Here is a 16,803-nt window from a genome sequence, read left to right as displayed (position 1 = left end):
TGGCCGTTGGGGAGCTTCGGTTAGGTAAAACCCTTTCCGGAGAATATAGATGGCCAAGAAGACCTCCCAAACCTCGCCCTCGGACAAAGCAACGATCCATGATCAGAAACTGCAGCGAGGTGCAGGCGGCGAGCTTCATCAGTTTGCCGAAGACGGCATGCCGGTGCTGACCACAGCGCAAGGTGGCCCCGTTTCCGACGATCAGAATACGCTTCGCGTTGGCGCCCGTGGCCCTGCCCTCATCGACGACTTCCACTTCCGTGAGAAGATCTTTCATTTCGACCACGAGCGCATTCCCGAGCGGGTGGTGCATGCGCGCGGTTACGGCGCCCATGGCTACTTCGAAACATATGAATCCCTGGCCGCCTATACCCGGGCCGATCTTTTCCAGCGGCCCGGCGAAAAGACGCCGGCCTTTGTCCGGTTTTCGACCGTTGCCGGCAGCAAGGGTTCCTTCGATCTGGCGCGTGACGTGCGTGGCTTCGCAGTGAAGATCTACACCCAGCAGGGGAATTGGGATCTGGTCGGCAACAACATCCCGGTCTTCTTCATTCAGGATGCGATCAAATTTCCCGACGTCATCCATTCCGTAAAACCGGAACCCGACAAGGAATTTCCACAGGCGCAGTCGGCGCATGACAATTTCTGGGACTTCATCACCCTCACGCCTGAAAGCATGCACATGATCATGTGGGTGATGTCGGACCGGGCCATTCCGCGATCGTTCCGCTTCATGGAGGGTTTCGGCGTTCACACCTTCCGCTTCGTCAATGCAGCGGATGAATCGACCTTCGTCAAATTCCATTGGAAACCGAAGCTCGGGCTGCAGTCCGTCGCCTGGAACGAGGCAGTCAAGATCAATGGGGCCGATCCGGATTTCCATCGCCGCGACCTCTGGCAGTCGATCCAGTCGGGAGCCTTCCCGGAATGGGAGCTCTGTGTGCAGCTTTTCGATCAGGACTTCGCCGACACGTTCGACTTCGACATCCTCGATCCGACGAAGCTCATCCCGGAGGAGATCCTTCCGGTCAAACCGATCGGCCGTCTCGTGCTCGACCGAATGCCCGAGAATTTCTTTGCGGAGACCGAGCAGGTCGCGTTCATGACGCAGAATGTTCCTCCCGGCATTGACTTCAGCAATGATCCGCTGCTGCAGGGACGAAACTTCTCCTATCTCGATACGCAGTTGAAACGTCTGGGCGGTCCGAATTTCACCCATCTGCCGATCAACGCGCCGAAGTGTCCCTTCCACAATTTTCAGCAGGATGGCCACATGGCGATGCGCAATCCTGTCGGACGCGTCAATTACCAGCCGAATTCCTGGAATCAGGGGCCGCGGGAATCCCCGGCTCAGGGCTACCGGCACTTCCCGGCCGAGGAGCAGGGTCCCAAGGTTCGGCTGCGGCCGGAAAGCTTTGCCGATCATTACAGCCAGGCCCGACAGTTCTACATCAGCCAGACTCCGCCAGAGCAACGCCATATCGCTGCGTCGCTGATCTTCGAACTGAGCAAGGTCGAAACGCCGGTCATTCGTGAGCGTATGGTCTCGCATCTGATGAACATCGATGAGACGCTGGCCAGCAAGGTCGGCCACGCACTCGGCTTCAAATCGATGCCGAAGCCTGCCGATGCCGCCATGCCGACGAGGCAGGATCTCGAGCCGTCGCCGGCGCTCAGCATCATAGAGCAAGGTCCGAAGCGGTTCGAAGGACGCAAGCTCGGCATTCTTGTCAGCGATGGCGCTGATGCCGCTATCTTCAAGGCGCTGCTTGCCGAGATCACCGAGCAGAGGGCAACGTTCGAGGTGATCGCGCCAAAGATCGGCGGCGTGACACTCTCGGACGGCAATTGGATCGAGGCGCATCAGATGATCGACGGCGGACCTTCGGTGCTTTACGACGCCGTCGCCCTCCTCCCCTCAGCCGAGGGAACCGGCGATCTGCTGAAGGAGGCCACGGCCCGCGATTTCGTGGCGGATGCCTTCGTGCACTGCAAGTTCATCGGTTATGTAGAAACAGCGCTGCCGCTCATGCAGAAGGCCGGAATTGCCGATTCCCTGGATGAGGGCGTCATTGCGCTCGGAGCGGCGAAAGATGTCAGCGTCTTCATCAAGGCGCTTGGCAAACTGCGGATCTGGGGTCGGGAGCCATCGGTCAAATTGAATTGACCGTCTCGTCGTCATCTCCGCACGAGAGTGGTTAGTCGTCAGAATAAAACCCGCGGAAACGCGGGTTTTATGTCGTTGGCCGAGCCCTATTTATTGAGCTGAGGTGATGGAAGCTGCTCCATCTTCAGTTTTACGCGCTGTGGAGAGCCGTATGCGCTGGCACTTTCGACAGATCTCTGACTTGGCCGTCCTATGGGCAGGCCATCGTGTGGTCCCTGTCACGCTGATCGCGTTCACAGCCATTTGGACGGCAGTGGGTCTCAGCTTTTCCTTCCCAAGGCAGTGGTTTCTGCTGACTAATATGGTCGGTACCCTCATTATATTTTTTATCTTGCTGTTGGTGCAGCACTCCCAAAACCGGGACATGACGGCGCTCCATGCCAAGCTCGACGAACTGATCCGATCGAGCGAGGCAGGAAACCACTGGATTGCGGCTGAGAAGAAAGATGCCGACGCGATAGAGGGAATGCGCCAGCAACACCACGGCCAAACTTCAGAGACCTCGACCTAAAGCACGTCGCACTCGTTCAGATTCGCTCCTCGCGCTTTAGGTCTTTGTTTTACGCATGTCGCGCAAAACCGCTTCACAGTTTTGCGCGACATGCCTTAGGCAGACGCTGCCTCTGCGGCAGATTTCTCATCCGCCTTTTCCTCAACGCATTCGGCTTTCTCGGCGAGGGTCTTGCTCATTTCCCGGAGTTCGCTCTCGTCCAGCTTTTCGATGCCGACAAACTTGTTGGCCGCCTGGCTCGTCAGGATGAGTTCGTCAAGTTTGGCCTGCAGAGCCTTTCCGTCACGGTTCTGGCTGTTCTGCAACACAAACACCATCAGGAAGGTAATGATGGTCGTAGTGGTGTTGATCACGAGCTGCCAGGTTTCTGAATAGCCGAAAAAAGGGCCGGAAACCGCCCAGACAAGGACCAGCGCCAAAGCCGCTACGAAGGTGAACGGCTTTCCCGAGAGATCGGCGACGGCGGTCGCAAAGGAAGAGAAGAAGTTGGATTTGTTCGACATCTGAAAGGCCTCATTGGGTCGCAGCGTCAATGCTGTCAATCGACAACATCAACTCCACATCTGGCCCGAAGTTCCTCGCGCCGCCGAGCTCAATCCCAGCAGTCGGACGCCCATCCGTTTGCACCATCGAAAAACATTGTGCACCGCAGCAACCTTTTCGTAGAGTGACGCGTTTAGTTCAGCATCACCGCCATCCCGGCTGCTGATTGGCGGAGACTTTTATGAGATCTATGTCAGACACCCTCGCACGCCTTGCTGCGCTGCGAGGAACCCTTCGCGCCCAACCTATGCAGGAAGACGCCGATATCGTCGCCTTGGACGCATTTGGCTCAAACCCAGGCGCCTTAGCGGCCTACACCTATTTGCCGTCGAAGCGCGGGAAAGACATGCCCCTGGTCGTCGTCCTGCACGGCTGCACCCAGACTGCCGCCGGCTATGATATCGGATCGGGGTGGTCGCGATTGGCCGAGGATTATGGCTTTGCGCTGCTGTTTCCCGAGCAGCGAAGGGCAAACAATCCAAATCTCTGCTTCAATTGGTTCAACCCGGAGGACATCCGCCGGGATCACGGCGAGGTCTTTTCCATTCGCCAGATGATCGCAAAAGTCGTTGCGGAACACGGTATCGACAGCAGGCGCGTGTTCGTGACCGGGCTTTCGGCCGGCGGCGCCATGACAGCCGCCATGCTCGCCACCTATCCGGAGGTTTTTGCGGGCGGCGCGATCATTGCCGGCCTGCCATATGCAAGTGCTGCAACTATTCCCGAGGCGTTCGACCGAATGCGCGGCCATGGCGGCCCGACTGCCAAAGAGCTGGAACGGCGGTTGAGAAACGCTTCAGGGCACAAGGGCCGATGGCCGACATTAGCAATATGGCAGGGAACCGCAGACAGAACCGTCGTGCCATCCAATGCGAATGCGATCGTGGAGCAATGGAAAAATATCCACGGCGTCGACGCATCGCCGGCGCGCGTCGAAGATATCGGACGACATCAGCGAAAGGTTTGGACCGATGCTCACGGTGTCGAAGTGATCGAGCTCTATACGATTGCCGGGATGGATCACGGCACGCCACTCGATGTCGGCACCGGCTACGGAGCAAGCGGCCCCTTCATGCTTGATGTCGGAATTTCCTCGACCGTCGAAATTGCCAGATCCTGGGGTCTGGTTCCCTCATTTGAAAAGCGGCGCAACGCGAAACCCTCTGCGCAACCGGAAAACGCCGCAGACCCATTCGGCACAGGTAGCGATCGTGGCGGCATTCAGAAGGTCATTGAAGATGCCCTCCGGTCCGCTGGGCTGATGCGCTAATCGCAGGGCATCGCACGGCGATCGGCGAGATTACCACTATCGGTTTTGAGACTTGGGCAGTGGTCCGTTTTGATGGCTGAAGACGAGTTCGCTCTGGACGTCTTGCTGAAACTGCAGCACCCGCTGACCGACATCGCTCTCCGGCATCCCGGCCGCCAGAAGCTGATCGGCAAGCCTGCGGCATTCGGCCTTCCAGAATTCTATCGCATCTGCGCCATGCCGCCGGCCGAGTTCGCGAGCGCAGCGCTCAATATTCGCAGTTCCGGTTCCAGCGGGAAAGGCAATAATTCTGCCTTCATTGGCGCCGGCAGGCCGGCGGGTCATTTCAGTAGCCATCGAACACAGGTTCCATTGATCCTGTTCGTTGTCTACGGGACTATGGTTAATGCTTTCTATTTGCTGCAGTAAGAAGATCAATCAGGTGGAATTTTGGCGGGCCACAACGTCACCAGACGATCGGATGGGTTTTGCCAGTGAGCACGTTCACGAACCCCTCCGGCGCCAGCTCCGAGGGCGCGACCAGGACCCAGCGCCAGGGCGAGCAGGTCAGCGTCGCAAACGACAGGCGTTCGGGAAATCCCGGCCACCATCGGGGCGAGAAGGTCGGCTCGTACATCCAGTCGATCCCGGCGCCGGCCGCATAAAGGGCCTGCATCTCCGCATCGAGCACTTCGGCAGAACGCGCCGTCATCAGGCCGCCAACCTCGTAGCGGACGCGGGCGAGAATCTTGCCGCCGGAGACCAGCGCCCAGCCGCCCTGCTGCTCGTTCAGGGCATTGACTGATATCGCCATCGCCTCGTCCGATGAGCCGACAGTCCAGATATTGTGCTTGTCGTGCCCGAGCGTGGAAGCGAGCGCCGTCTCCGGCGTGCGTGGTCCGGTGCCCAGCCAGAACATCCTGGAGACCTTGGCCTCCCCGGAGAACCGGTCGACAATCGAGAATTTGGTGACATTGCGCGCGGGATCCCGCTGTACGGCGCCATCCTCCACCGACAATTCCATGGTGATGAAATCGTCGTGCCAGTGAAACGGCCGCAAAAGTGCTGCGTTGACCGTGGTCCGGTTCGACGGCGCCTCGATACGGAAATCGTCAGCCGTGACCGTCCTGTCCATTTTCACGGTGCGCGTCGCCCATTGCGGCCAATCGATTTCAGGACGCACGCCAATGAAGGTCGCACCCTCGGACACGGGACGCCCGTCCGCCCATACTTTTTCGATCGACAGGCTGGCGACGTCGCTGAGAAGAACAAAATCGGCGAAACGGCCCGGTGCGATCGATCCGACCCACGGCGTCAGCCGCATATGGCGTGCCGGATTGAGGGTGACGCACTGGATGGCTGTCTCCGGCGCAAGGCCGTTTTCAATGGCGAGGCGGACATTGTGGTCGGTCGCACCGATTTTCAGTGTGTCCGAGGCGCTGCGGTCGTCGGTCACCAGAGCGATCTGCGACCAGTCCGTCAGCCCCTTGTCGATCAGCCCGCGGATGACCTCCGGCAGGGAATGCGGCCTGAGCTCGATGAAAAGACCGTGGAGGAGCTTCTGCCAGATCTCATCGAGAAACCAGCCTTCGTGATCGGAGGCGAGACCCGCTGCGGCGAACGCATTGATCGAGGCCATGTCGCGCAGTCCGGCACCATGGCCTTCGACCACGCCGCGCTGCTCGAAAGTCGCGCCGATCATGCCCCAGAGACGATCGTAGGAAGGATTGCCGGGATCGGATATGGACGGCCAGTCCATGACCTCGTCGAGCCCGGCGACCATCAGGCTTTCGGAAAGGAAGGCCTTCTGCTCATCGTAGCCGAACCAGCCGCCACCCCACTCGTAGGCGGTCGGAGGGACGGCGGAGCCCGGCAGGGGAAAGATTTTCATCGGCGATCCGCGCCGGCGCGCCTCCAGCCAGAATTCCAGATTGCGGGCGCCGTTGACGTTAGAAAATTCGTGGCTCGCCTCGCATGTCCAGGTCACGCCATGCGGCATCACCAGAGCCGCCTCCCACTCAGGCGTCAGATGGGAGCTTTCAATATGTTTATGCGCCTCGCCGAAGCCCGGCACGGCCGCAAGATCCGGCTCGGAGAACCGTTCGCTCACCTCGCCTGCGTAACTGCCGGCGGGGCCGACATAGGCGATCCGGCGCCCCTTGATGACGATCTCCTGATCGTCGAGCCATGTCCTCGAATGGACATCAAGCAACCTGCCCACTCGCAACAGCCTGTCGGCGGGCCGGCGTCCGAGCGCCGTCAGCACAAGATCCTGGCGCGTCAGAACCTCGTCGGACGCGTTGATCAGCAGATCGTCGGGAAGAGCAGTGCGTGAAGTGGCCATGAATGAAATGCCCGTAAGATGCTGGAACCGCCGGACCGTAAAGACCACACGCCGATGTGTAAAGCGATGCTCCGGTCTTGGAAAATTCCCGGCACAAGAGCGTATTTGCCCAATTATTGAGCTTGCGACCCGGCCGATCAAAAAATAGTATCCCTCAAATCCAGGGGGTATGATCCCGATTATCAACGCCGTTTTTCACAGAAGGACATTGCTCATGAAGGCCAGCCATTTTGCCCGAATCCTGTCTCTTGCGCTGCTGGCCGCCATCGGCGGCACCGCTGCCGCACATGCGCAATCGAAGACGCTGACCATCTCCTGGTGGGGCTATAACGGCGAGAAGATGAATGCGAACATCATCACGCCCTTCAAGAAGATCTGTGGCTGCGAGATCGTGTTCGAGACCGGCAACAATGCCGACCGGCTCAACAAGCTGAAATTGCGCGATGGCAAGGGCGTCGATGTCATCTATCTCACCGACAGCTTCTCGCAGCTCGGTATCGAACAGGGATTGTTCCAGGAAGTCGATGCGTCGAAGATCCCCAACCTCGCGGATATCTACGAGCTGGGCAAGGCTCCTCAGGGCAAATATGGTCCCGCCTACACGATTGGGCGCGTCGGCATCGTCTATGATTCCGCCAAGGTCAATCCGCCGATCACCGCCTGGGGCGACCTGTGGCGCGACGACCTGAAAAGCTCCGTCTCCCTGCCCGGCATCACCACTACGGCCGGCCCGCTGGTCGTGCTGGAAGCCGGCAAGCATGGCGGCGCGGATGCCTATGAAGACACCGACAAGGCCTTCTCGGAAATCGAGGCGCTGAAGCCCAATGTCGTCAAGAACTACAACACCGGCTCGGAGCTGGTGAACCTGATATCAACAGGCGAAGTGCGCGTAGCGCTGGCCCAGGACTTTACCCTGGCATCGATGCAGGCGGCCGTTCCGACGATGACATGGGCGAAGCTCAAGGACGGCGACATCGCGACGCTGAACACCGTCAACATCCCAAAGGGTTCCGAAAATGTCGAACTCGCCCATCAGTTCATCAACTTCATCCTGTCCAAAGAAGTCCAGCAGGCTGAAGCCGAACAAGGCGTCGACGCGCCAATCTCGACAAAGGTCAGCCTGACGCCGGACCAGGCGAAGATCTGGACCTATGGCCCGGATATGGTCGCAAGCCTCACCCGCATCGACTATGCCAAGATGAATGCTGCCAAGGCCGACTGGATCGATCGCTGGAACGAAGTCTTCGGTCAGTAAGTGCCTGATATCCCGGCCTGACCTGAGGCCAGTTGACTGCCAGACATGGAAGTGCCGCACATTCGAATCCGAGATGCGGCGCTCCCGATATCAGGACATGCCACGAGTTTTAAGATGAAGCATTTTGCCAGATGGGGATTGACGATGCCAGCGACGATTGCGGTCGTTGTGCTTCTCATCGTTCCCGTGGCCATCACCATCGCCGCGACGTTTGCGGAACCGAAGGGCGTGTTTGCGCCCTATGTGACATTCTTCAGCAGCGGTTTTCGGCGGGCGGTTCTTTATCGGACGCTGGAAGTCGCCCTGGTCACGACGGCGATCTCCCTCACCGTGGGTTTCATCACCGCCTATGTCATCGCGCAGATGCCCGGTCGCGCAAAGAGCATCATGATCATCGCGGCGGTTTTTCCGTTGCTGACCGGCGTTGTCGTCCGATCCTTCGCATGGCTGATCATTCTCGGGAAGAACGGCATCCTGAACGCCATGCTGATCTCGACCGGCATCGTCAGTGAGCCGCTTTCGATGCTTTACACCGAAGGCTCGGTGATCGTCGCAATGGTCTATCTCTTCGTTCCCCTGATGATCCTGACGCTGGTCGGGGTGCTTGAAGGCATCCCGCGCGATCTGATCGATGCCTCCGCCTCGCTCGGCGCGAGACCGCTGATGACATTCTTTCAGGTGATCCTGCCGCTCGCGACACCCGGCCTCATCGTCGGCGCGGTCCTGGTCTTCACCGGCAGCTTCACCTCCTATGCGACACCACAACTGCTCGGCGGAGAAAAGCAGATGATGATGGGGACCTTCCTCTACCAGCGCGCCATGGTGACTTTCGACTGGGTGGGCGCATCGACGATTGCCGCCATCATGGTGGTGCTGACGCTCGGCGTCGTCCTCATCATGAGCCGCATCGCACGCCGGCTCAATCCGATGGCGGTGTGATGGACAGGCGCATTCACCCGATCCTTGCCGCCTTCGCGGCCTGCGTTTTCTTCTTCCTGCTGGCGCCGCTCGTCATCATCATCGGTGCAGCCGTCAGCGACACGACCTATCTGACTTTCCCGCCGCAGGGCCTGACATTGCGATGGTTCGTCAATATCTTCGAGATCGAGGCCTTCCGCACGACCGCGCTCACCAGCCTGCAGGTCGCCTTTTTCGGCACGGCGCTGTCCCTGCTGATCGGCGTCCCGGCGGCCTATGCGATCAACCGCTACCGGGTGGAATTGCCGCGCTGGCTTTCCACCATTTTCGTCCTGCCGATCCTGGTGCCGGAGATCGTCTTCGGCTTCTCGCTGATGAAATCGGTCACGATAGGCCTCGGGCTGCCGATCTTCATCAGCCTGCTTGTCGGCCATGCCCTGCTGATCCTGCCCTATTCGGTGCGTGTCGTCGGCGCCAGCCTGGCGGCCTTCGATTTTTCCGTCGAGGAGGCGGCGATCAGCCTGGGTTGTTCGCCGCTGAAGACCTTCCTGACCGTGGTCCTGCCGAATATCCGCGCCGGGGTCATTGCCGCCTTCATCCTCGCCTTCATCACCTCGATCAACGACGTGTCGGTTTCGGTCTTCCTGACCGGGCCGGGCATCTCGACGCTGCCGATCCAGATCCTTGCACATATGGAACAGTTCTTCGATCCGACGATCGCATCGGTATCGGTGCTGCTGATGTTCGTGACAGTCGGCGTCATGGCCATCGTCGAAGCCACGCTCGGTCTCACCTTCCTGACAAAGTAGAACACTCTTGACCGTATCCCTCACCATCGATTCTATCTCCGCCCATTACGGTAGCACGCAGGTGCTCAAGGACCTGTCGATCTCAGTCATGGCCGGGGAGCTGGTGTCCCTGCTCGGCTCCAGCGGCTGCGGAAAGACGACGACATTGCGCCTCGTGGCCGGTTTTCTGCAGCCGAGCAGCGGCAGCATCAAGCTCGGCGAGCGCGACCTGACCGGCCTTCCCGCGCATGCGCGCGACATCGGCCTGGTCTTTCAGAACTACGCGCTTTTTCCCCATCTGAGCGTCCAGGACAATGTTGCCTTCGGCCTGAGGCAGCGTCGCATTCCCCAGCCGGAACGGGCGAAAAGAACGATGGCGATGTTGGACCGCGTCGGCCTTTCGGCCTTCGCCGACCGGCTGCCATCGGCCCTGTCAGGCGGCCAGAAACAGCGCGTGGCTCTCGCCCGGGCACTGGTCATCGAGCCTCCGCTTCTGATGTTCGACGAGCCGCTTTCCAATCTGGATGCAAAGCTCAGGATCGACATGCGCGTCGAAATCAGACAGCTCCAACGCGCCAACGGCACGACATCACTTTACGTCACCCACGATCAGGAGGAGGCATTCTCGATCTCCGACAGGGTGGCGATCATGAATGCCGGGCGCATCATGCAGCTCGATGCGCCGGAGGTGCTGTATCGCCAGCCGGCCAATGCTTTCGTCGCTCGCTTCGTCGGATTCGAGAACCTGATCGGCATGAAGGTGACCGCGCGCAACGGCGCGCTTGTGACCGCCGAAACAACGGGCGGAGCGCGGCTGCAGCTGTCCCAGGAAACATTCGGGCCGATCAAGGACGACTTCGTGCTGGCCTGCCGTGCAGACGGTCTTGCCGTCAGCCGTGACGGTGATGGCATCGCGGCCGTGCTCGGCACGCGCACCTATCTCGGCCGGGCCTATCAGTACAAATGCACGACAGCCGCGGGAGAGATCACCGCCAATGGGGCGCTGTCCGATCCACTGGAAACAGGGGCGTCCGCCGTGCTGACACCTGTAGCAGAGCAATGCTGCATTCTCGATCCGGAAGATTGAAACGCTGAGGAGAGACGATGACTAGTGCCATGGACCAAGATATCGATGCCGTTCTTGCCCATGTGGACCAATGCCTCGACGGTAGCCTGGCGCGGCTTTTCGAGCTGATCCGCATTCCGAGCGTCTCGACAGACCCGGCCTATCGCGATCACTGCCGGGCTGCTGCCGAATGGTTGAGCCGGGATCTGACTGCGATCGGCTTCGAAGCATCGGTGCGCAAAACGACGGGCCATCCGATGGTCGTCGCCCATGAAAAGGCGGCGTCCGGACCGCATCTGCTGTTTTACGGCCATTACGATGTCCAGCCGGTCGATCCGCTGGCGCTGTGGACGAGCGATCCGTTCGAGCCGCGCATGGAAGCCATGCCGAATGGCGATACCGCGATTGTGGCGCGCGGCGCGTCCGACGACAAGGGACAGTTGATGACCTTCGTCGAAGCCTGCCGCGCCTGGAAGAGCGTCACCGGAAAACTGCCGGTGCAGGTGAGTATGCTGTTCGAAGGCGAGGAAGAGGCCGGCAGCCCGAGCCTCGCACCCTTTCTGGATGCCACGGCGGACGAGTTGAAGGCCGATGCGGTTTTCGTCTGCGACACGGATATGTGGGATCGCGAAACGCCAGCCGTCACGACGATGCTGCGCGGTATCTACACCACGGAAATCGAGGTCACCTGCGCCAATCTAGACCTGCATTCCGGCATGTTCGGCAATGCCGCGCGCAATCCGCTGCAAGTGCTGTCAGACGTCGTTTCGAGCCTGCGGCGAGCCGATGGCGGCGTTGCGGTCGAGGGGTTCTATGATGGCGTGAAAGAGCTCCCCGACGCCATCAAGGCGTTGTGGAAAAGACTGCCTTTCGACGAGGAGGCCTTTCTCGGCGATATCGGCCTGAAAGATCCGGCCGGCGAGGCAGGCCGTTCCGTCCTCGAACAGATCTGGGCGCGGCCGAGCTGCGAGATCAACGGTATGATTGGCGGCTATACAGGCGAAGGCTTCAAGACGGTCATTCCGGCGAAGGCAAGCGCCAAGATTTCGTTTCGCCTGGTTGAAGGACAGTATCCCCAGGCGATCCGCGATGCCTTCCAGCGGCACGTGCGCGCACGTATCCCCAGGGATTGTTCGGTCAACTTCAGGGATTACGGGCTTTCGCCGGCAACCGTCATGCCGATCGATAGTCCGTTTCTCACCAGGACGCTTCAGGCGCTTTCGACAGAATGGCAATGCGAAGCTGCCCTTGCCGGCACGGGAGGCTCGATCCCCATCGTCGGCGACTTCAAACGCCGGCTCGGATGCGATGCCCTCCTGGTCGGCTTCGCCCGCTTCGACAACCGCGTCCACAGCCCGAACGAAAAATACGATCTCTCCAGCTTCCATAAAGGCATACGATCCTGGGTTCGCATCTTGGCGGCCCTCGCCGACTGACGCTGTAGCACTTTGAATTGCTGCGTAATTTATCCTTCGAACGATTCCGATTTGAGGAATTATGCCGTAGGCTGTGGTGCGGCCAGCGCACCCTGCTGATGCTGCAGGCCGAGAATAACGGACAATCCCACATCCCCATCGACACCGAGGCAGCAGAGACCACCGATGACGATAACCGCTCCCCACGATTTCCTGAAAAGCCTGTTCGACGCGGCGGTTCGCGCCGCCGATCCGCTGACCGGCATCAAGGCGCATCTGCCCGATAGGCCGAAGGGAAGGACCGTGGTGATCGGCGCCGGTAAGGGCGCGGCGCAGATGGCGCAGGCGCTCGAAAGCGTCTGGGACGGAGCGCTCGAGGGTCTGGTGGTCACCCGCTATGGCTATGGCTGCGAGACACGCGGCATCGAGATCATCGAGGCCGCCCATCCGGTACCCGATGCGACGGGGCTTGCCGCCGCAACGCGGCTGATGGAGACGGTGAACGGATTGACGGAAGACGATCTGGTGATCGCGCTGATCTGCGGCGGCGGCTCGGCGCTGCTGCCCGCTCCGCCGGACGGACTGACCCTCGAAGACGAGATTGCACTCAACGAAATGCTGCTTGCCTCGGGCGCGCCGATTTCGGCGATGAATGTCGTGCGCAAGCATCTCTCCACCATCAAGGGCGGAAGACTTGCAGCAGCGACCAAAGCGAGGGTCGTCAGTCTGATCGTCTCCGACATTCCCGGCGACAACCCGGCCCATGTCGCCTCCGGGCCGACGGTCCCTGATGGTTCGACACGGCACGATGCGCGCGAGATCATCCGGCAATACGGATTGCAGCTGCCGCAGGCCGCACTCGACCATCTGAACTCGCCGAAGGCCGATGCACCGCGGCCCGACGATCCTGTCTTCGCAGGCCACGAGTATCATATTATCGCCTCGGCCGGCGTGTCGCTGGAGGCCGCGGCGGCCCTGGCGAAATCGCAGGGGATCGAGCCGGCGATCCTTTCAGATGCGATGGAGGGGGAATCGCGTGACGTGGCGCTGGTGCATGCGGCGATTGCCCGCGAGGTGTCAGCCCGCGACAGGCCGTTTTCCAAGCCGGTCGTCATCCTTTCCGGCGGCGAGACGACGGTGACGCTGAAAGCGAAAGGTGGCAAGGGCGGACGCAACGGCGAATTCGCGCTCGCCATGGCGCTTGCGATCGACGGACAGGAGGGCATTCATATCCTCGCCGCCGACACGGACGGGATCGACGGCTCGCAGGATAATGCCGGCGCCTTTGCCGATGGCGGCACGGCAAGGCGCCTTCGCGCCGCAGGGCTCGATCCGCGCCGGCTGCTCGACGGCAATGACAGCTATTCTGGCTTTGCGGCCACCGGTGATCTCTTCGAAACCGGCCCGACCGGAACCAATGTCAATGATTTCAGGGCCATCCTGATCCGTTAGGACGCGGCGGCGCTGGCGGATCAGGTCTCGATCCGCCCCTGCTCGACCAGCCAGCCGACTGATTCCTGCACCGACTGCAGGGAGGTGTATCTTGGGACGTAACCCAGCAGGCGTCCCGCTTTTGCGATCGAACAATTCGGGCTGCGGGCAATATGTTCCCAGGTCGCCTTCGCATCCTCAGCCGTCTGACTTTCGGCCCAGGCGTCGAATGGGGCGAAGCTGAGTTTCGGCTCGTGCCCGAACCAGCGAGACATGGATTCGGCATAGCCGCGAAGGGTCAATGCCTGCTCCGAAACCGCGTGGAAACTTTCGCCGGTCGACGCATTCCAGTTGGCGATCGCATCCATGAACATCGCCGCCACGTCATCGGCATGGACGTGATGAACGGTCTCCAAGCCGAAATGAGGCAGCGCCAGGGTCTCTCCGCGGGCAAGGGTTGAAAAGACCTGCAGGTTGAAATTGCCGGCCGGATTGAGCGGCGCCCAGCCGGGACCGACAATATGCCCGGGATGGATGATGGTTGCCGGAAATCCGCTAAGCCTTGCCTGCTGCAGCAGGTAGGTTTCGATCGCCGCCTTCTGCGTCCCGTAATCGCCGAAGGGAGATTTCGGCGCCTCTTCCAGTGTCGGCACGGCAGTCGAGTGGCCATGCGTCCAGATCGTGCCGGTATGCAGGAAGTGACCGACATGGCCCGACAGCGCCGTCAGCAGATGCTCTGCACTTTCCAGCGAGAAGCAGATCATGTCGATGACGATGTCGGCTTTCACAGCACGCACGGCCGGGCCGAAATCACCCGTCCGCTCCATGGCGGCCCGATCCATCTGACGCCGATCGACGGCAGCCCAGGCGTGGTTTGCCGTATAAGGCTTTGCCGTGCCGCGGCTGATCGTGACGACGTCGTGACCGGCTTCCACCAGACGGGGAACGAGATAGGTTCCGACATGGCCCGTTGCCCCGATTACCAAAACCCGCATCATCGTTCCTCCCTTGGTATTTCCGTGTCGAATATGCTGCGCCCTCAGGTGATCCTGCAAGCAGACTTTTCGTGATCAAAGGGCTGGACCGCGCCCCTATCGATTCTTGAACACTAGGCAGGTGCCGCCGTGTTTGCGGATCTGGCTGCAGAGGTTGTTGGCTTCTATGCGTGTCTGCCGGCCGATGCGGGCGGCATAACGTGGGCGAAAACCGAAGCTGCGATCGCGCTGGCGCAGGATCAGCGGCTGCTCCGCATTCAGGGGCGCGGGCAGACCCTGCACGGCATCGAGAAACATGCGCCGGGCCACCGCGACATTCGCATTCGCCGCAAGCTGGACGCCCCAGGGCGCCCACTCACCCTCCTGACGCCAGGGCGGCGTCTCCTTCAACGTCCGTCTCTCCGCAAGCGCCACGCAAGCATCGAGGAAGGACTTGTCCTTGTCGAGCGGAGCGGCGGCATCTTCCGGCGGGTTATCCTTCCATTCCTCGACTGAATGCGCGGTGATTGCCAGGACGTAGCCGCGCGTCTCGTAAGGTAATCTCCCTGACGTAAGGTAAGATGAAAGTCCGTTTTCGCCGGCATTATAGGCGGCGGCGGCAAGGCCGAGATTGCCGAAACGATTGCGCAATTCGTCAAGATATTGCGCCGATTTCCGCAGGGCTTCCAACACCTGGTAGCTGTCTTCAAGACCGCGCAGTTTCGCCGTTCCGGGCATGAATTGTGCAATCCCCTGCGCTCCCTTGAAGCTGACAGCATCGGGGCGAAAGGTGCTTTCCCGCCAGATGAGACGGGCGAAATAATCCGGCGGCAATTGATTGGCGCTGGCGAAATGCTCGATCGCGACGCAAAGGTCGCGGTTGAAACTATCTCTCCGGATGCAGAGCGTCTCACCCGAACCCGCCGCCGAAGGACCTGAATAGAGACAGGCCGGCGCCCCAGCGCTTCCTTCCGGCTGAGCCATGATCGTGTCCACTTGGGAAAACAGAAGACAGAGCGAAAGCATGGCCTTGGCCGATCTCTTCCCAATGTCGGACTGACGTTTTCGGCGTGTCATCGGATCTCATGAGGTTTGAACGTCCATCGCGATGCTGGATTCTAGATACCATCGATCAAGGCGCGACGCTTCCCCATTTCCATATCTGCACTTCAGTTGTTGGCACGGACGGTCACAGGTTTCTAATTTCGCCATCGATTTTGGAACAAACATATTCGACCTGCCATGGTCGTAGCGTCATCCTGTTTGCCAGGAAATCCCGAGCAAACGAGGATACGCAGATGATTGATCTCCACTACTGGCCGACGCCGAACGGCAAGAAGCTTTCGATCTTCCTGGAGGAAACCGGCACACCCTACCGGCTGGTGCCGGTCAATATCGGCCGGGGCGACCAGTTCAAGCCTGATTATCTCAGACTCAACCCCAATCACCGCATGCCTGCCATCGTCGACCACGAGCCTGCCGATGGCGGCGGTCCGTTGAGCGTCTTCGAATCCGGCGCCATCCTCTTCTACCTCGCCGAAAAGACCGGCAAATTCTGGCCGCAGGATCTGCGCGGCAAATACGAGGTCACGCAATGGGTGATCTGGCAGATGGCCAACCAGGGGCCGAAACTCGGCGAGGCCGGTCATTTCCGTCGCCTTGGCGATCGCGAAGGCGACCAGTCCTATGCGGTGCGGCGCTTCACCGACGAAGCCAACCGTCTCTACGGCGTTCTCAACATGCGGCTACGCGACCGGCGCTTCCTTGCCGGCGACGAATTCACCATCGCCGATATCGTCAGCTATCCCTGGACCGTCAACTGGCAGGCGCAGGGTCAGGACATCGCCGAATTCAAGCATTTCAAGCGATGGTTCGAGGAGGTCAGCGCAAGACCTGGCGTCCAGCGCGGCCTTGCGGTCGGCGCCGATCTTAGCACCGACAACAGCAAGCTCTCAGAAGAGGAACAGGCACGCATCCGCAAGATCCTCTACAACCAGCGCGCCCTTCCCGTTCCGGATTGAGCATCGGCTGCAATAGCTCTTGCACCGTCATCGCGGCAAAGGATATCCATAGTGACAACCGAGCCCGCAGCCAGCCAAAGGCCGGTTCCCGCTTCGCGGCGTTCCAGATCACCTGCCCGCG

Annotated in this window: 15 protein-coding genes; 10 read left to right on the top strand and 5 right to left on the bottom strand. The window is 60.3% G+C overall.

Annotated features, from left to right (window positions below; genetic code table 11):
• Positions 1-49 precede the first annotated feature (49 nt).
• Both katE and ELH03_RS08010 read left to right on the top strand, forming a co-directional pair.
• Positions 50-2,167 carry a catalase gene (katE, locus tag ELH03_RS08015; RefSeq protein ID WP_128410319.1) on the top strand — a complete coding sequence of 706 codons (2,118 nt, stop codon included), beginning with the start codon at positions 50-52 and terminating at the stop codon, positions 2,165-2,167.
• A gap of 151 nt (positions 2,168-2,318) precedes the next feature.
• Positions 2,319-2,678, top strand: a complete 360-nt coding sequence (locus ELH03_RS08010) for a low affinity iron permease family protein (RefSeq protein ID WP_128402560.1) — start codon at positions 2,319-2,321, stop codon at positions 2,676-2,678.
• A gap of 95 nt (positions 2,679-2,773) precedes the next feature.
• Here the strand turns inward: ELH03_RS08010 and ELH03_RS08005 are convergent, their stop codons facing one another.
• A complete protein-coding gene (locus ELH03_RS08005; protein WP_128402561.1) occupies positions 2,774-3,181 on the bottom strand; it encodes a low affinity iron permease family protein in 408 nt (135 codons plus the stop codon).
• A gap of 221 nt (positions 3,182-3,402) precedes the next feature.
• Here ELH03_RS08005 and ELH03_RS08000 point away from each other — a divergent pair, with 221 nt between their 5' ends.
• Complete coding sequence (locus ELH03_RS08000) at positions 3,403-4,491, top strand: extracellular catalytic domain type 1 short-chain-length polyhydroxyalkanoate depolymerase (protein ID WP_128402562.1); 1,089 nt, start codon at positions 3,403-3,405, stop codon at positions 4,489-4,491.
• A 36-nt stretch (positions 4,492-4,527) separates the two neighbouring features.
• Here ELH03_RS08000 and ELH03_RS07995 read toward each other — a convergent pair whose 3' ends face one another.
• Together ELH03_RS07995 and ELH03_RS07990 are read right to left on the bottom strand one after the other, a co-directional pair.
• Positions 4,528-4,827, bottom strand: a complete 300-nt coding sequence (locus ELH03_RS07995) for a DUF6074 family protein (RefSeq protein ID WP_024320638.1) — start codon at positions 4,825-4,827, stop codon at positions 4,528-4,530.
• A gap of 109 nt (positions 4,828-4,936) precedes the next feature.
• Positions 4,937-6,955, bottom strand: a complete 2,019-nt coding sequence (locus ELH03_RS07990; RefSeq protein WP_128410320.1) for an adenine deaminase — start codon at positions 6,953-6,955, stop codon at positions 4,937-4,939.
• 73 nt (positions 6,956-7,028) lie between these two features.
• Between ELH03_RS07990 and ELH03_RS07985 the strand changes: the two genes are divergently transcribed.
• The 6 genes from ELH03_RS07985 (at position 7,029) to ELH03_RS07960 (ending at position 13,708) form a co-directional block, all read left to right on the top strand.
• Positions 7,029-8,069, top strand: a complete 1,041-nt coding sequence (locus tag ELH03_RS07985) for an ABC transporter substrate-binding protein (protein WP_128410321.1) — start codon at positions 7,029-7,031, stop codon at positions 8,067-8,069.
• Positions 8,070-8,183: 114 nt separating this feature from the next.
• On the top strand, positions 8,184-9,008 hold the full coding sequence (locus ELH03_RS07980) for an ABC transporter permease (protein ID WP_128402565.1): 825 nt from the start codon (positions 8,184-8,186) through the stop codon (positions 9,006-9,008).
• Positions 9,005-9,796: an ABC transporter permease gene (locus ELH03_RS07975; protein WP_128402566.1), complete on the top strand. Its 792-nt coding sequence runs from the start codon at positions 9,005-9,007 to the stop codon at positions 9,794-9,796. The genes ELH03_RS07980 and ELH03_RS07975 overlap by 4 nt, the downstream gene beginning before the upstream one ends.
• 7 nt (positions 9,797-9,803) lie before the next feature.
• The gene (locus ELH03_RS07970) at positions 9,804-10,862 is read left to right on the top strand and encodes an ABC transporter ATP-binding protein (protein WP_128402567.1); all 1,059 of its coding nucleotides are present in this window, start codon (positions 9,804-9,806) and stop codon (positions 10,860-10,862) included.
• A gap of 17 nt (positions 10,863-10,879) precedes the next feature.
• Positions 10,880-12,277 carry a dipeptidase gene (locus ELH03_RS07965; RefSeq protein WP_128410322.1) on the top strand — a complete coding sequence of 466 codons (1,398 nt, stop codon included), beginning with the start codon at positions 10,880-10,882 and terminating at the stop codon, positions 12,275-12,277.
• A gap of 165 nt (positions 12,278-12,442) precedes the next feature.
• The gene (locus tag ELH03_RS07960) at positions 12,443-13,708 is read left to right on the top strand and encodes a glycerate kinase type-2 family protein (protein WP_128410323.1); all 1,266 of its coding nucleotides are present in this window, start codon (positions 12,443-12,445) and stop codon (positions 13,706-13,708) included.
• Between the two features lie 20 nt (positions 13,709-13,728).
• On the opposite strand, the gene ELH03_RS07955 is transcribed toward ELH03_RS07960, so the two are convergent.
• Positions 13,729-14,685, bottom strand: coding sequence for an NAD-dependent epimerase/dehydratase family protein (locus ELH03_RS07955; RefSeq protein ID WP_197729754.1), 957 nt, complete (start codon positions 14,683-14,685; stop codon positions 13,729-13,731).
• Positions 14,686-14,778: 93 nt separating this feature from the next.
• Positions 14,779-15,738, bottom strand: coding sequence for a lytic transglycosylase domain-containing protein (locus ELH03_RS07950; RefSeq protein ID WP_130658832.1), 960 nt, complete (start codon positions 15,736-15,738; stop codon positions 14,779-14,781).
• Positions 15,739-15,959: 221 nt separating this feature from the next.
• Between ELH03_RS07950 and ELH03_RS07945 the strand changes: the two genes are divergently transcribed.
• Positions 15,960-16,682, top strand: a complete 723-nt coding sequence (locus tag ELH03_RS07945; RefSeq protein ID WP_128404525.1) for a glutathione binding-like protein — start codon at positions 15,960-15,962, stop codon at positions 16,680-16,682.
• Positions 16,683-16,803 lie beyond the last annotated feature (121 nt).

This window comes from Rhizobium beringeri (assembly GCF_004306515.1).
Lineage (GTDB): Bacteria > Pseudomonadota > Alphaproteobacteria > Rhizobiales > Rhizobiaceae > Rhizobium > Rhizobium beringeri.
The sequence above is the reverse complement of the archived record's forward strand: the minus strand, read 5'-3'. Positions and strand labels throughout refer to the sequence as shown.

Coding starts and splice junctions, on each gene's coding strand:
- ELH03_RS07960 (WP_128410323.1), top strand. CDS start 12,443: ATGACGATAACCGCTCCCCACGATTTCCTGAAAAGCCTGTTCGACGCG.
- ELH03_RS07950 (WP_130658832.1), bottom strand. CDS start 15,738: ATGACACGCCGAAAACGTCAGTCCGACATTGGGAAGAGATCGGCCAAG.
- katE (WP_128410319.1), top strand. CDS start 50: ATGGCCAAGAAGACCTCCCAAACCTCGCCCTCGGACAAAGCAACGATC.
- ELH03_RS07980 (WP_128402565.1), top strand. CDS start 8,184: ATGAAGCATTTTGCCAGATGGGGATTGACGATGCCAGCGACGATTGCG.
- ELH03_RS07995 (WP_024320638.1), bottom strand. CDS start 4,827: ATGGCTACTGAAATGACCCGCCGGCCTGCCGGCGCCAATGAAGGCAGA.
- ELH03_RS08005 (WP_128402561.1), bottom strand. CDS start 3,181: ATGTCGAACAAATCCAACTTCTTCTCTTCCTTTGCGACCGCCGTCGCC.
- ELH03_RS07985 (WP_128410321.1), top strand. CDS start 7,029: ATGAAGGCCAGCCATTTTGCCCGAATCCTGTCTCTTGCGCTGCTGGCC.
- ELH03_RS08010 (WP_128402560.1), top strand. CDS start 2,319: ATGCGCTGGCACTTTCGACAGATCTCTGACTTGGCCGTCCTATGGGCA.
- ELH03_RS08000 (WP_128402562.1), top strand. CDS start 3,403: ATGAGATCTATGTCAGACACCCTCGCACGCCTTGCTGCGCTGCGAGGA.
- ELH03_RS07965 (WP_128410322.1), top strand. CDS start 10,880: ATGACTAGTGCCATGGACCAAGATATCGATGCCGTTCTTGCCCATGTG.
- ELH03_RS07945 (WP_128404525.1), top strand. CDS start 15,960: ATGATTGATCTCCACTACTGGCCGACGCCGAACGGCAAGAAGCTTTCG.
- ELH03_RS07955 (WP_197729754.1), bottom strand. CDS start 14,685: ATGATGCGGGTTTTGGTAATCGGGGCAACGGGCCATGTCGGAACCTAT.